The sequence below is a fragment of the Gordonia pseudamarae genome (assembly GCF_025273675.1).
GTDB classification, from domain to species: domain Bacteria; phylum Actinomycetota; class Actinomycetes; order Mycobacteriales; family Mycobacteriaceae; genus Gordonia; species Gordonia pseudamarae.
The window spans coordinates 1025969-1040675 of the sequence record NZ_CP045809.1; the positions used below are offsets into that span (position 1 = coordinate 1025969).

General features: G+C 66.8%; 9 protein-coding genes. 6 read left to right on the forward strand and 3 right to left on the reverse strand.

The features are described from left to right. Window positions 1-43: 43 nt before the first annotated feature. Window positions 44-1195, reverse strand: coding sequence for an ABC transporter substrate-binding protein (locus tag GII31_RS04415; protein WP_260840303.1), 1152 nt, complete (start codon window positions 1193-1195; stop codon window positions 44-46). A 406-nt stretch (window positions 1196-1601) separates the two neighbouring features. On the opposite strand from GII31_RS04415, the gene GII31_RS22465 reads away from it, so the two are divergent. Together GII31_RS22465 and GII31_RS04425 are read left to right on the forward strand one after the other, a co-directional pair. Next, entirely contained in the window at window positions 1602-2705 is a 1104-nt protein-coding gene (locus GII31_RS22465) for an acyl-CoA dehydrogenase family protein (RefSeq protein WP_213247150.1), read from the forward strand. A 120-nt stretch (window positions 2706-2825) separates the two neighbouring features. After that, window positions 2826-3737 (forward strand): LysR family transcriptional regulator, encoded by a 912-nt coding sequence (locus GII31_RS04425; RefSeq protein WP_246222107.1) that lies wholly within the window; start codon window positions 2826-2828, stop codon window positions 3735-3737. 113 nt (window positions 3738-3850) lie between these two features. Here the strand turns inward: GII31_RS04425 and GII31_RS04430 are convergent, their stop codons facing one another. Then, the gene (locus GII31_RS04430; RefSeq protein WP_246222254.1) at window positions 3851-5005 is read right to left on the reverse strand and encodes an acyl-CoA dehydrogenase family protein; all 1155 of its coding nucleotides are present in this window, start codon (window positions 5003-5005) and stop codon (window positions 3851-3853) included. 262 nt (window positions 5006-5267) lie between these two features. Here GII31_RS04430 and GII31_RS04435 point away from each other — a divergent pair, with 262 nt between their 5' ends. From GII31_RS04435 to GII31_RS04450, 4 genes are all read left to right on the forward strand, one after another. Next, entirely contained in the window at window positions 5268-6755 is a 1488-nt protein-coding gene (locus GII31_RS04435) for an FAD-dependent oxidoreductase (protein ID WP_213247154.1), read from the forward strand. 36 nt (window positions 6756-6791) lie between these two features. After that, a complete protein-coding gene (locus GII31_RS04440) occupies window positions 6792-7652 on the forward strand; it encodes a YcnI family copper-binding membrane protein (RefSeq protein WP_213247156.1) in 861 nt (286 codons plus the stop codon). Further along, entirely contained in the window at window positions 7649-9232 is a 1584-nt protein-coding gene (locus GII31_RS04445; RefSeq protein WP_213247158.1) for a copper resistance CopC/CopD family protein, read from the forward strand. Before GII31_RS04440 ends, GII31_RS04445 begins: the two co-directional genes overlap by 4 nt. 228 nt (window positions 9233-9460) lie before the next feature. Further along, window positions 9461-13195: an ABC transporter ATP-binding protein gene (locus GII31_RS04450; RefSeq protein WP_260840304.1), complete on the forward strand. Its 3735-nt coding sequence runs from the start codon at window positions 9461-9463 to the stop codon at window positions 13193-13195. A 160-nt stretch (window positions 13196-13355) separates the two neighbouring features. On the opposite strand, the gene GII31_RS04455 is transcribed toward GII31_RS04450, so the two are convergent. Continuing rightward, on the reverse strand, window positions 13356-14624 hold the full coding sequence (locus GII31_RS04455) for an amidohydrolase family protein (RefSeq protein ID WP_213247162.1): 1269 nt from the start codon (window positions 14622-14624) through the stop codon (window positions 13356-13358). Window positions 14625-14707: the final 83 nt, after the last annotated feature.

Consider the following 14707-nt stretch of genomic DNA (forward strand, 5'->3'; position numbering starts at 1 on the left):
TTCTGTGAGAGATGTCCGATTACTGTGACGACGGATGGTCTGCTTATTTCTCCGCTGTCGCGATGTCGACCAGCGGTGTCTTGAAAACTCCGTTGTTGCGGAAGCCCGGAAGTACCGAGGCGTTCTCATTCTGGTGTTCGAGCAGATCGGCCGAGGTGGCGTACGGGTTGAACGCGTTGGTGGCGATGTCCTCGGGCTTGAGCTTCTCCGAACCCTCCAATGGGGTGCCGGTGTCCTTGACCAGATCCCACCACAGCGCCAGGCTCGCCTTGTCCAGCAAGGCATTCGGTGCGTAGTGCCAGTTGGTGGTCTGCTCCACCGGGTAGCCGGTGGTCTTGCCGGCGATCTCCGCGGACTCCTTGGGGTGGGAGTTGGCCCAGTTGGCGGTCTTGCCGATGATCCCGACGAACTCGCGAGCGGCTTCGGGATGCTTCTGCAGCCACGCGTTGCTGGCCACGAACGGCGCCTGGCCACCGAGCGGACCCCAGTCGTCGTAGGAGGTGAACGCCTGGGTGAACTTGTCCGGCTTGCTCAGCAGGACGCCGACCAGGGGTGGATGGAACACCCCGAGATCGACCTCGCCGCGTTCGATGGCCGGTGCGACGAGCTCGGGTTTGAGTTCAAGGAACTTGACCTTGTTCAGATCGACGCCGTTCTTCTTCAGGTAGCGCTTGATCACCAGATCGGTGCAGCTGTTCTTGCCCGGACCCAGGCCGACCGTCTTGCCTTCGATCGCTGTGAGATTCGTCTTGGTGATGGGCGAACCGGCTTGGGTGAAGTAGGCCATGTGCGGCTGGTCGGGCAGGTCGAGCATGCTGGAGGCGATGGCGGTGAACTTGAAGCCCTTCACCTTTCCGTCGATGTCGTTGCTGAACATGCCGGTGGCGATGTCGACCCTGTTCTGGTCGAGCAGTTGCACCGCGGGGACACTCGTCGCCGGTCCCACGTACTCCGGTTTGACGCCGGCGTCCTTCCAGTAGCCCAGTTCGTCGGCAATCCGGACCAGCGACAGTGCGGTCGGGGAGTTGGCGAACCGGAAAGTGACCACGCCGTCGTCGGAACCGCCGATGCCGGAGCATCCCGCGAGCACGGTGGGGGCGGCGACGACAGCGGCGACGGCCAGCGCCGCCCTGGTCACGAGTTTGTTACGCGGCAGGCGCGGAGTCTTCTGCGCTGCCGTAGGTGACGAGATCATCAGCAACCTCTGTATCGGTGGGTTCGGGTGAGTGGTGCAGGTCGGGGAATGTTGAAGGTCCGTGTGTGGTGAAGGTCTGTGAGTCGTGAAGGTCTGTGAGTCGTGAAGGTCCTTGGGTGCACATGTACGGGCCCGGAGTCCCTGCCACGGATTGCCATTGAAAGGTAAGGGGGGTGGAGTGGGTGGGCCTATGGATAAACTCACCGTGGTCCCGAAAGATGAGCCGAATGAACGGACGGCCGGGCTATATATGCTCTCCGGCTACGCAATTCGTATAGAAGAATCACTTTTCAGGTGTTGTCCGGCGAAACGTGTAGCACTTGTTGACGGTGGCAAAGCCGATGGGAAATAATTAGCCGGAAAAGAATTCGCGCGGGCCGATCGGTCCGAACGTACGGTGACTGGTATGACCATCGCAGCCGACATCGATTCACCCGCAACCGATACCGATCCCACCGCGCATCCCGTATATCGGGAGTTCGCCCGTTTCGCCGATGAAGTACTCGCCCCTCGAGCCGTGGAGGTCGACCGGACCGAGGTGCCACGCTCCCACATCGACGGGCTGCGCGAGCTCGGATACCACCGACTGTTCGTCCCGGAACAATACGGTGGCCTGAAAGTTCCTCCGCGAGTGGTGAACGCGGTGAACAACCTGCTTTTCGGCGTCGATCCCTCGACGGCGACCATCGTCACCCAGCACGGCGCGCCGGTACTGCCGGCCGTCACCGCGGGAACCGACGAAGCGCTCGCACTGCTGCCGGGTCTGGCCACCGGAGAACTGATCGGCGGCGCCGGTATGGGACATGTGCGGGGTTGGCCGAAACGCCGCGGCACCGTGGCCACCCGCGTCGCCGGTGGCTATCGCATCGACGGGACGATCGGTTGGCATTCGGGCTGGGGCCTGACCGACATCATCTGGCTCGGCGCAGTCGACGAGCAGCGCGAGGACTTCGTCTTCGGCATCGGCTACCTCGGCGACCCGGCGATCAGCGGCCGGGTCCTCCCGTTGACCGCCGTATTCGGTTCGCGCACTGCCGAACTGACGCTCGACGGCTACTTTCTGCCCGACGCCCTGGTCAGCGAGGTCGTCGCCGTCGAGGAATACCGCCGCCGTGACGGTACCCGGGTACAGGAGTTGCAGCGGGCCAAACACCTCAACCCCGATGTGGCCGACACCGAACTGGCGGCGATAGCTCCGGCCGGACCGTACGGACTGGCCCGTGCGGCCCTCGACGACGCACTGCGCATCTCCGGTGACGACGCGCACCTGATCGCGCTGTCGGCGGAACTGGAGTCGGTTGTGGTGACCCCGCTTCCCGATCCGCGGTGGCGGGCCGCTCTCAACGAACTCGCGGTGCGGGCCACCACCGCGGCGGTGGTGGCAGCCGGTGGGGCGGCACTGCTCGACTCCGACATCGCCCAGGTGCGGGCGAGGGCCGCGCAATTCCTCCAGGTTCGCGGACTGGCGCCGAGCGTACGGGCGGCTCACTACGCCGCGTATACGCGGTGAGGCAGTGCGGTAGATTTCTCCACCCTGCGTAGAACCGGTCGCGCGGGCCGGGATCGGCACCATACTGGGACTCCTGGCCGCGTCAATGGAGGAGGACGTCTCATGCTGGACCTTCGGCGAATGATGTTGCTCTGCGACCTCGCGGAGCTGGGCACCGTGACAGCCGTCGCGGATCGCCGTTCGATCACGAGTTCTGCTGTCTCTCAGCAGCTCAGAGTGCTCGAGGAGGAGGCCGGAGCGACACTGTTCCGCCGGGAGGGGCGTACGCTCGGCCTCACCCGTGGTGGCCTGGTGCTCGCCGAGCACGCCCGGCGGGTCCTCGGGGCGGTGGACCAGGCGATGAGCGCCGTCGCGGCCACGGCCGACCGCACCTCGGGCAGATTGATAGTGGCCTCGTTCAACCTCGGCGTGCGGCTGTTGGCCGCCCCCATGACAGTCCGACTCGGGGCCGAGCAATCCGATATCGATGTGCAGCTTCGGCAGGTCGATCGTGCCGGTGCGTTGCGGCAGTTGCGACAGGGGGAGGCGGACCTGGCGATCACCTGCGACTACGATTTCGGCCGCCATGAATCGCTCACCGGCCTGCGTAGCGTACCGCTGCTGACCGAGCCGTTGGTGCTGCTCGCCCCCCGCCATCTGCATGCGACCATCCGCTGCCGTGGGCTCGGCGCGCTCACTGAGGAACAATGGGCCACCGGCGTGCCCGATTCCGGGCTGCACATCGCGCTGTTACGGGCCGCCGACCGGGCCGGTTTCACCCCGCGGATCACCCACCAACTCGTGGGATCGGCCAATATCTGCGAACTGGCCGCCACCGGGATCGCCGTCGCGGTGGCACCGGCACTGGCGGTTTCCGAGCGCCACGCCCCGCTCGTCGTCGAGGGACTGGATCTGGAAAGCCGGCGAATCGAGGTGGTCACCCGGGCCGGCCGACTGGAGGATCCGAACGCCGTTGCCGCGGTGCGTGTGCTGCAGGAGATCGGGGCGGAGGTGGAGGCCTCGATCACCGGGTCGTGGGTGTCGGTGGCCTGAGGGATGCACCGCGGCCCGCCTGCGGCCGAACCCCGCTTACCTGCCTCCAAATCCGCGCAAACGCCACAACCCCGGGGTGGGACATCTGCCGTGTCCCACCCCGGGGTTCGTGCTCAGAAGAAGCCTGCCTTCGGGATCGGGGCCGCATTGACCACGTGATCGCCGATCACCCGCGCCTTGTAGGGAGTCGGGTTGTGGGAGAACAGGGTCCGCAGATTGCGCCAGTGCCGGTCCAGGTGTGCCGACGACCGGGTCGCGGATGCGCCGCCCACCGCGAACAGATCGCCCGCGGCCTTCAGCGCCAGGTCCTCGATGCCGACCTTCGTCTTGGCGGCCAGCAGCGAGGCCCGCTGTTCACGGTGGTCGCAGACGGCACCGTGTTCGATGGCGTACGCCGCCGCGTCGTCCTGGGCGTCAGCGGCGGCGAGCACGGTCGCTTTCGTGACGAAGGCGGCCGCCGAGAGCCGTCCGACAATCTCGAGCAGCTGCGGATCCTCGTTCGGCTTCGTTGCTGCCGCATACACATAAGTGCGATGGCGGGTGCGCAGCAATTCGGCCGCATCGGCAGCCACCGCCCGCAGGATGCCCGCGGCGATCGCGTGCAGGATCAGCTGCGGTTGCGAGCCGCGTGGCCGTTTCGGGTCCTCGGGACTGTCGAAGTTGATGAGTTCGTCCGAGGCTACATAGACGTTGTCGAGAATGGTGGTGCCGCTGCCGGTCTGGGCCTGGCCGATGCCGTCCCAGTCGTCGACATGGATGACGCCCTCCCTGTCTGCGGGGATGAGTGCGGCCCGCTGCGTTCCCGAATCGTCGCTGGCGGTGACACGAAGGTAGTCCGAGTACAGGCTGCCGGTGCTGTAGAACTTTTTGCCGTTGAGCCGGAAACCGTCGCCGTCGACGGTGAGGGTGGTGTCGTAATTGTAGGTGCCGACCGTCTTGGTGGTGAGTTCGGAGGACACCCCGCCGTAGACGACGCCGTCGGCGATGGCGGCCAGCCACCGGCGGTCGCTTTCCTGACCGCGCAGCCGCAGCCGGTCCTCGGTGAATCCCCAATGGATACGCAGGATGTGCGGTACATCCGGATCGGCTTCGGCGAGTCGGATGATCAGGCTGTACAGATCCCGCTTGGAGTAGCCGGCGCCACCGAGGTCGACGGGCAGACGAACCGCGCCGAGCCGATGGGACCGGATCAGCCGCAGGGCCAGTTCGGGTCGCCCGCCGCCGCTCTGTCTGCGCCGCTTGGCATCATCGGCGATTTCGGTGATGATCTCACCCAATTCGGGCGAATCGATCGCGGGCGGGGCGCTGCGTGATCCGGCTGATTGTGCCGATTCTGTTGATGCGGCGGGTGATTCGGATGTGGTAGGGGATTCGATGGTGTCGGTCACAATGATCTCCAGAAATTGTTGTCAAGTGCGGTGGCCTCATCGTGCGGTCGTCGGCGGGTACCGGTCAACATTGTGACGCTAAATGATTCACGTAGAAGAAGTTTGGTTGTTCGCCGGCCGACTGTGCCTACTGTCGATTCTCATGACTGTTGACAACATTTCCGGGCCGGATTCCTCTGGGCCGGATTCCTCTGGGTCGGATTCCTCTGGGCCGGGACTTTCGGACACGACGGCCTCGGAGAACGCGCAGGAATCACTGCGTCTCCTGGGCTATCACGACACCGTGAACCTGATCGACGAACGTGCGGGCGCCGACCACGACGTGGTGATCGTCGGTGCGGGGCAGACCGGTGTCGCCGCCGCGTTCGGGCTGCGCCGGCGAGGAGTGCACCGGATCAGTGTGATCGATGCCGCCACCACGCCGGCCGGCCTCGCCTGGCGCAGTAAGGCGCGAATGCGGACCCTGCGTACCCCCAAAACCCTCGCCGGCCCCGAACTCGGGGTACCGGCCCTGTCGTTCCGGGCCTGGTACGACGCGGTCCGCGGCCCGGGGGCCTTCGAGGAGATCGGCCGGATCCCCACCGGGGACTGGGCCGACTATCTGGACTGGTTTCGTGAGCAGGTGGCCGTCGACGTACGCCGCGGCGTACGTCTGGAGTCGATCGAGCCGATCGCCGACGGTCTCCTCGCGCTGCACCTGAGCCGAGTGGACGGCGCTGGTGGAGTCGACGACCTGATTGAGCAGACGTCAGGTCCGGCACGGTGGGTGGAGACCACCCGCAAGGTGATCCTGGCCACGGGGGTATCCGGCACCGGCGGCCCGCTGATCCCAGAGGTGGTCGCCGGTCTGTCCCCGGCCGTGTTCGCGCACACCTCCGACACCATCGACTTCGCGGCGCTGTCGGGCAAGTCGGTGGCCGTGCTGGGTGCGGCGGCATCCGCGTTCGACGCGGCGGCAACGGCTCTGGAGGCCGGTGCGGCGAGCGTCGACGTGTACACCCGGCGCCGGGAGTTGGTGATACCGGACCCGGCCGGAGGACCGATCAACCGTCTGGTGCAGGACGTGTTCTCCCGACTGCCCGACCACGAGCGGTGGCGGCGCCGGACGGCGACGCTCACCGCCGGTGCCAGCGTCCCCCCGGACTCGGTGGAACGGGTGGCGCTGTTCGCCAACTACCGACTGCACGTCTCGGCGCCCTGGCTGTCGGCGCACGAGAGCGCCGGCGCGGTGCTCGTGGAGGCCGAAGACGGTGCCGCCACCTACGATTTCGTGATCGCAGGCACCGGATACCAGCAGGATCCGGGTACCCGCACCGAGCTGGCCTCGATCGCCGGACACATCGCGTTGTGGCGTGACCGCTACACCCCGCCCGAGGGACAGGAATCGGAAATCCTCGGTGTGGTCCCATATCTCGGAACCGGCTATCAGTTGACCGAACGCGAACCGGGCCGGGCGCCCTGGCTCGCCGATATCCATGTCTTCTCGATCGGTGCCAACGCGAGCTTCGGTCTGCCCGTCGGCGACGTGCCGAGTCTGCCGACAGGAATCCCGCGGCTGGTGGAGGCGGTCATCGGCGATCTGGTGCTCGCCGACCTCGACCGCGTCCGCAGCAGCGTTGCGGCACCATAACCGATCTCCCCACCAACGAAAGGGCCGTCGACGGTCATGTCCACAGAACACTCATCATCCCGCCGGCCGCGCGCACGTCGTGGACTGCGCACGACCATCGCCACACTCGGCCTGCTCGGCCTGCTCGGCCTGCTCGGCCTGGCCTGCCTGAGTGCTGCCGGGACCGCGTCGGCACATGTGTCCGCCGATTCGGCGGTACAACCCGCGCAGGGCGGATACGGTCAGGTCAGGCTGATCGTGCCCACCGAATCGGATACCGCGCGCACCACGGCGGTGACGGTGACCATTCCCGAGTCCATCGATCTGGCATCGGCCAGGACGCTGCCGGTACCCGGCTGGACCGCCACCGTCAGCACCGAACCGGCCGGTACCGGGTCCGGCGGCGCGGCACAACGGGTCAGCCGAATCGAGTGGACGGCAAACAGCCCCGACAACGGTCTGGGCGCAACGGAATTCGGTGTGTTCACCTTCTCCGGAGGCAAGTGGCCGACCGGTGTCGACTCGGTGTCGTTGCCCACCGAACAGCGCTACAGCGACGGCAGTGTCGTCCAGTGGAACGAGGAGGCTCTCGACGACGCCAGTGAGCCCGAACATCCCGCGCCGACCGTACTGCTCAGCGAGTCGTCCGGCCATGATGACGGACACGGGCAGAGCGCGCATGGCGACGCCGGTACCGTTGCTGCGGATACGGATTCGACGGACTGGACTGCGCGGGCGCTGGGCATCGTGGCCCTGATCGTGGCGCTCGGTGCGGCGGCCGCGGGCGGGGCGTTGTGGCAGCGGGCCAGGGCCGCCGGCTCCGGTGCCGCAGGGGATCGCGCGCCCGATGAACGCGGCAACACCGACGACGACCTCGTGTCGGCCCGTGCCGGGGAGAGCGATCCGGCCCGGTCATGACCACGGCGCTGCGGGCCACCGCCGCGCTGATCCTGACGCTGCTGACCGGCGCACTGCTGGTGGCGTCGGCGGCACCCGCGGCGGCGCACGCGAGCATCGTCTCCAGCTCGCCCGCCGACGGAGCACACTTCGACAAGCCGCCCGACAGGCTGATCGTCGATCTGAGCGAACCGGTCACCGTCGTCGAGGACTCGGCGGCGGTGATCACCCCCGCCGGTGACCGGATCCGCCTGTCGGGCGTGCGGCTGGAGAACGGCAACCGCAGGCTCGTGATGGTCCCGGCGGACCGGCTGGCCGACAACGCCTACCTGGCGACGGTCCGGACGGTCTCGGCGGACACGCACGTGGTGTCGCTGTCGATCCGGTTCACCGTCGGTTCGGTGACTGATCTGAGCGGGGTGCCGGCGGCGCCGGCCGCCGGTCGTGGGTACCTGCGCTGGGGCTGGTTTGCCCGGACGGCGGTCTACCTGGGTGTGATACTGAGTGCCGGTCTGCTGCTCGCCGCGCGGATGGTGTGGCCGGAAGTACTGTCCGGCAACAGATTCGCGCGTACGCACCAGATCGGCGCCGGAGTTCTGCTGCTGGGTCTGCTGGGTCGATTCGTGTTGTTGTGCGCCGCGCGGGGCGGTGGGATCGCAACGATCGACAGCGGTACGGTCGGCGATGTTCTGGCGACGGGGGCGGGCTGGTCGACGGCGGTCGCTGTCATCGCGAACTTGGCTGTGCTGCTGGGCATCACGCGATTGTGCGGGGGGCTGTGGGCCGCATACGCGGCCGCCGGAACGGCGTGGCTCGCGGTCACTCTCGGTGGGCACGGCGGATCGACGACCCGATGGCCGGTGGCCTTCATCGACACCCTCGTGCATGTCTATGCGGTGTCGGTGTGGTTCGGCGGGGTCGCGGTGCTGGCGCTGGTCGGCCCGGTGCGGGCCCGGATCGCGCGATGGCACCGGGTGGCGGCCGGGCACGTCGCGCTCGTCGTGACTTCCGGGGTGATTCTGGCGGTGCTGCAGGTCGCGCCGGTGCATGCCCTGGTCACCACCACATACGGGGTGCTCCTGCTGGTGAAGGTCGCCGTGGTCATCGCCGCGGTGGCCCTCGGGTGGGTGGTCTACCGCAGATATGTACGGTCTGATCGGCGTCACGGGATCATCATGGGTGAGCTGGTGCTCGCGGTGGTGATCGCGTCGGCCACGGCCGTGCTGTCCTCGACGACACCGGCCCGCGAAAGCTACACCACACAGGTGACGGCGGGGTTGGACTTCGGCGTCGACAGGCGACTGGCCGTCGAGATCGACACCGTACGGCGAGGCGATCAGGCGATCGTGGTGCGCTACCGGCCGGCATCGGGGGGTGTGGTTGCGGCCGAGGGTGCGCCCGAGGTGAGTATCGACCTGTCCTCGATCGAGGCCGACATAGCGCGGCTTCCGGTGACCTTGACCCGGCAGCTCGACAACGGCGTAGTGAGTTGGCGCAGCGATGGTCTCATCGTGCCCGCGCCGGGTCGATGGAAGGTGACCGTACGGTTCGATGCCGGTGATGGTCCGAAGCTCGCGTCTTTCCGGTATCGCGTCCGCTGATCCGGGGGCATCGCGGCGAAGGATGATTGATTAAGATTCATTACGGATCGATTGAGTAGTTCTTGCCAATCATATGGGGGCAGTGGGTATTCCGTTTAACGCGTAGTGGCGTCGGGTAACGTTTCTCAATGCGTCGAATAGTCCGATGACCCCCGACTCGTCGGTTTCCGAAGGTGGGCATCGAGGTCGACACATCGAAGATTCTTGCGCTCGAAGGGATTGATGTCTGTGAGCTTGAAGGTGAAGAACGGTCGGGGAACGCTCACACTGCTGGCGCCATTGCTCGGGCGGGCCAACCTGCGCCGTATTCATGCCGGAATTGTGCTGTCCGTACTGGCGCAGATGACGCTGGCCGCCATTCCACTGATCCAGCAACGGATCGTCGATGATTGCATCGTCACCGACCAGCGGTCGCTGAGCACCTGGATAACCATTCTGCTGACGGTGGGTGTGATCTGCTTCGGTCTGCAATACCTGCGCCGGTCGGTGGGATTCCGGGCGGCCGCACGCGGACAGCGTGACCTGCAAGAACGCGTCCACCGGCACATGCAGCACCTCGACGCGGGGGCCCGTGGCCGATTCCGTACCGGTGATGTCATGTCGCGGGCGACCAGCGACCTCACCCTGATCCAGATGTTCCTGCAACAGCTCGGCCTGCTCGCCGGCAATGTCACCCTGCTCGTCAGCGCACTGGTGGTGATGCTGTACCTGTCGCCGATGCTGTCGCTGGTGATGGTGATCGCGGTACCGGTGTTTCTCGCGGTGGCGGCGCGATTCCGTTCCCGGACGTTCCCGGCCAGCTACACCGACGCCGTGTACAAGGGAGCGGTGGCAGGTGTCGTGGAGGAGGCGATCACCGGCGTGCGGGTGGTCAAGGCGTTCGGCCAGGAAGAGCAGGAACAGACCACACTCAACGCCGAGGCCCGCACCCTGTTCCGGTCCCGGCTGCGGGCAGCGCGGATCACCGCCAAGTTCTCCGCCTCGCTCGACGCCTTCCCCGGGCTGACCCAGGTCGGGGTTCTCGCGCTCGGCGGGCTGCTGGTGATGCACGGCGACATCACGCTCGGCGTGTACCTGGCGTTCTCCAGCTACATCCTGCAACTGGTCACGCCGGTCCGCTTCCTGTCGAGCATCCTGACCACCAGCCAGCAGGCGCGCGCCGGGGTGGCCCGGTTGCTCGATCTGCTCGGCGCGACCTCCGCGGTGTCCGAGCCCGCCGACGCCCCCGAGATCGGCCCCGGTCCAGGCCTGGTCGAGATCGAGCACGCCGACTTCGCCTACCCCGGCGGCGAGCCGGTGCTCACCGACATCACCCTGCGCGTCGAACCCGGAGAGCGGCTGGCGATCGTCGGTGCGTCCGGGTCGGGAAAATCGACTCTCGCGCTGCTGCTGGCCCGTTTCTACGACCCCACCGACGGGCAGATCCGCGTCGACGGCCAGGATCTGCGGGACTGTACCGTGGCCTCGGTCCGGCGTGCGGTGGGGCTGGTGTTCGAGGAAGGATTCCTGTTCTCCACCACCATCGGCGACAACATCGCCTTCGGCCGGTCCGACGCCGGTGCCGACGAGGTGGAACGGGCGGCGGTCGCCGCGCACGCCCACGGCTTCATCTGCGGACTGCCCGACGGATACGCCACGGTCGTCGGCGAACGTGGTTACACCCTGTCGGGTGGGCAGCGCCAACGCATCGCGCTGGCCCGGGCCGCCCTGGTCAATCCGCGCATCCTGGTCCTCGACGATGCGACATCGGCCATCGACGCCCGCACCGAACACGCCATCCACAGTTCGTTCGACGAGGTGCTGGCACAGCGCACTACCATCCTGATCGCCAAACGCTATTCGACACTTCAACTGGCCGATCGGGTGGTGGTGCTCGACGGCGGCCGCATCGTCGACCAGGGCACCCCGGACGAGTTGCAGGAACGCTCGGCACTGTTCCGGGAACTGATGACCGGACCCGACGCACTCGACACACCGGGCGAGGTCCGGGTGAGTGCGGTGGACGCGGTGGCCTGGCCCACCGATGTGTCCCGCGACGGCGCGGCCAAGGTCAGTAGTTTCGCCGGCGACGCACTGGCCCGGACATCGGCGGGCGGAGGGGGACCGGGCAGCGACAGCGCCCGGCTCGGCAGTCTGGTGACAGAATCCCCGGAACTGCTGGCGGCCGTCGCCGCGCTACCCCCGCTGACCGGCGAACCCGAGGTCGACCTGGCGCAGCAGACCGCACCGAACAGTCATTTCACAATGGGCGCGGTGTTCCGGCCGTTCGCACGGCCGCTCGCGCTGGGCGTGCTGCTGGTGGTGATCGACGCGCTCGCCTCGCTGGCGGGGCCGGCATTGATCCGATTCGGCGTCGACCACGGCGTCGCCCGCGACTCGATGGCGGTCCTCTACACCGTGGTGGCGTCGTTGCTGGCATTGCAACTGTTCATCTGGATCAACCAGCGGTACATGACGTTCTTCACCCAGTGGACCGCCGAACGGATGCTGTTCGGCCTGCGCGTGCGCACCTTCGCACATCTGCAACGGCTTTCGCTGGGCTACTACGAGCAGCACCAGGCCGGCAAGATCATGACCCGGATGACCTCCGATGTGGAGGCGTTCTCCCAACTCCTGCAACAGGGATTGGTGACCGCGCTCGTCAGTCTGCTGACCTGCGGTGGCATTGCGGTGGTACTGGCGGTGTTCAATCCCGCTCTGGCATTGGCCGTGTCGGTGGTGCTGGTTCCGCTGGTGGTGGCCACCACGGTGTTCGGGCGCAAGTCCACACGCACGTATCTGGTGGCGCGCGAACGTATCTCCGTGCTCTACGCCGACATGCAGGAAAGCCTCAACGGGGTCACGGTCAGCCAGGCCTACAACCGGCAGAGCGCCAACGAACAGCGGTTCGCCGGCCTGGCCGACAGCTACTGCACGGCGCGCGAACGTTCCTATGAGCTACAGGCCAGATTCTTCCCCTTCATCGATCTGCTCAGCGTCATCGCCAAGGCGACCGCGCTCGGCGCCGGGGCGAGCATGTTCGCCGACGGAACCCTCACCGCCGGTGTGCTGGTGGCGTTCCTGCTCTACCTCGACCAGTTTTTCGCACCCATCCGGCAGCTGTCGTCGGTGTTCGACCAGTGGTTGCAGGCCAAGGTCGCGGCCGGTCAGCTCGGCGAACTGCTGCGCACCCCGTCGGCGACGCCGGCGGCCGAATCACCGGTCGTCCCGGGCCGACTGCGCGGTGACATCGACCTCCACAAGGTCACCTTCGCCTACGAGTCCACGGGCCTGGTGGTGATGGACGATGTGTCGCTTCATATTCCGTCAGGTCAGGTGGTGGCGTTGGTCGGCACCACCGGCGCGGGCAAGTCGACACTGATGAAACTGGTCGCCCGGTTCTACGATCCGGACGCCGGAACGGTCCGCATCGACGGTGTGCCGCTCCGGGATCTGGACCTGTCCGCCTATCGGCACCAGCTCGGTTTCGTTCCGCAGGAACCATTTCTGTTCAGCGGTACCATCCGCTCCAACATCGCCTACGGCCGTCCCGAGGCGTCGGATCTGGAAGTGGAACGCGCCGCTCGTGCGGTGGGGGCACACGAGTTCATCCGCGGACTGCCCGAGGGATATCTGACCCCGGTCAGTGAGCAGGGCACATCGCTGTCGGCGGGACAACGCCAGTTGCTGAGCCTGGCCCGGGCATTGCTGGTCGATCCGGCGATCCTGCTGCTCGACGAGGCCACCGCCAACCTCGACCTGGCCACCGAGGCTCGGGTGCAGCGGGCGATGGGGCTGGTGTCCAGCGGCCGCACGACTATCGTCATCGCCCACCGCCTGCACACCGCCCGGACATCACACCGGATTCTGGTGGTGGACAACGGGATTATCGTGGAGGACGGCTCACACGAGGATCTGATCGCCGCGGGCGGCCGCTACGCCGGTCTGTGGGCGGCCGCCTCGGAGGCCGCCCACGCGGGGTAGGCGGCCGCTTCGACGTCCGCTCACCAGGTTTCGAGGCTCGCAAGCTCGCACCTCAACCGACGGGGGACGGTGGCGTGGCGGTGCGTTCAACGGGGAGGGGGTGGCAGTGTGGCGGTAGGTGCAACAGGAAGGGGCGGTGGGGCGCGCGACCGGCAGCGGACTACACCGAGGACCCGGCGGCCTGCTTCTCGTGGTAGCGGCGGGCCCATTCGGCGCGGGAGCGGATGGACACGTCCACGTCGGCGGCGGACCGGCGCAGCGCGCCGACCGATATCTCCTCGCGGGTCCTGGTTTTCAGCGGATCCCAGTTGAAGAAGCGGGCCGAGTTCTGCCAGCCGATCTTGTCGATGTCCGAGTCCGATGCCCCGGCGCGGTTGAGCTCGTCGAGCATGAGTTCGGCGGCGTTGGGCCAGAAGCAGTCCGAATGCGGGTAGTCGCATTCCCAGGCGATGATGTCGATACCGATCTCGTTGCGCAGCAACAACGCGGTGGGGTCGGTGACATAGCAGGCCAGTGAGTGCTCACGGAACACCTCGCTGGGCAGTCTGCCGCCGAAGTCGCGGCGCAGCCATCTCTGGTTGGTGTAGTGCCGGTCGCAGCGGTCGAGATAGAACGGGATCCAGCCGATGCCTCCCTCGGAGAACGCGAACCTGAGGTCGGGGTAGGCACGCATCGCCGGACCCCACAGCAGATCCTGCGCGGCGATCGCCGAGATCTGGGTGGCCAGCACGATCAGGTTGTCGATGGGGGCGTCCTTGGCCATCGAGATGGCGCCGAAACCCGACCCGATGTGCAGGCACATCACCAGCCCGGTGTCCGACAGGGTCTGGAACACCGGCCCCCAGTAGTCGATGTCGTGGTAACTCGGGAGCCCCTCCAAATGTGGGATTTCGGGCATGGTGACCGCCCGGCAGCCCTTGGCGGCCACTCTGCGGATCTCGGCGCACATCGCCTCGGGATTCCAGGTGGGCAACAGCGCCAGCGGGACGAACCGCTCAGGGTAGGTGCCGCACCATTCGTCGATGTGCCAGTCGTTGTACGCCGACACCATGACCAGCGTCACCGGGTCCTGATACTGGTTGAGGTGCCGGGCGGAGAAGCCGGTGAAGGTGGGAAAGCACATCGAGCCCCAGATGCCGTTGCGGCTCATGTCCCGGACCCGTTCGTGGACGTCGTAGACGCCCGGTCGCATCTCCGCGAAGCCCGCCGGATCGCGGCCCCACTCCTCGGCCGGCCAGCTGACCACGGCGTTGAGGCCGCTGACGCCGGCCTGTTTGCCCTGGTACATCCACTTGTCCACACCCTTGTCATCGGTGACGACGACCGGGGCCTGGTCGCGGTACCTCTCGGGTACGTGGCGCAGGAACATGTCCGGTGGTTCGACGACGTGATCGTCGATGCTGATGAGCACCAGGTCATCGAGATTCATGGGCGGGCCTCCTGATGAGAATCTGAATACCATCTACGATATTGGTATTCTCGCAATCTGCAAGTAGCATATTCACGAGATGC

What these genes read in the sequence shown, in the direction of transcription:
- GII31_RS04415 (WP_260840303.1), bottom strand. Translation starts at nt 1,195, where the DNA reads ATGATCTCGTCACCTACGGCAGCGCAGAAGACTCCGCGCCTGCCGCGT.
- GII31_RS22465 (WP_213247150.1), top strand. Translation starts at nt 1,602, where the DNA reads ATGACCATCGCAGCCGACATCGATTCACCCGCAACCGATACCGATCCC.
- GII31_RS04425 (WP_246222107.1), top strand. Translation starts at nt 2,826, where the DNA reads ATGATGTTGCTCTGCGACCTCGCGGAGCTGGGCACCGTGACAGCCGTC.
- GII31_RS04435 (WP_213247154.1), top strand. Translation starts at nt 5,268, where the DNA reads ATGACTGTTGACAACATTTCCGGGCCGGATTCCTCTGGGCCGGATTCC.
- GII31_RS04440 (WP_213247156.1), top strand. Translation starts at nt 6,792, where the DNA reads ATGTCCACAGAACACTCATCATCCCGCCGGCCGCGCGCACGTCGTGGA.
- GII31_RS04445 (WP_213247158.1), top strand. Translation starts at nt 7,649, where the DNA reads ATGACCACGGCGCTGCGGGCCACCGCCGCGCTGATCCTGACGCTGCTG.
- GII31_RS04455 (WP_213247162.1), bottom strand. Translation starts at nt 14,624, where the DNA reads ATGAATCTCGATGACCTGGTGCTCATCAGCATCGACGATCACGTCGTC.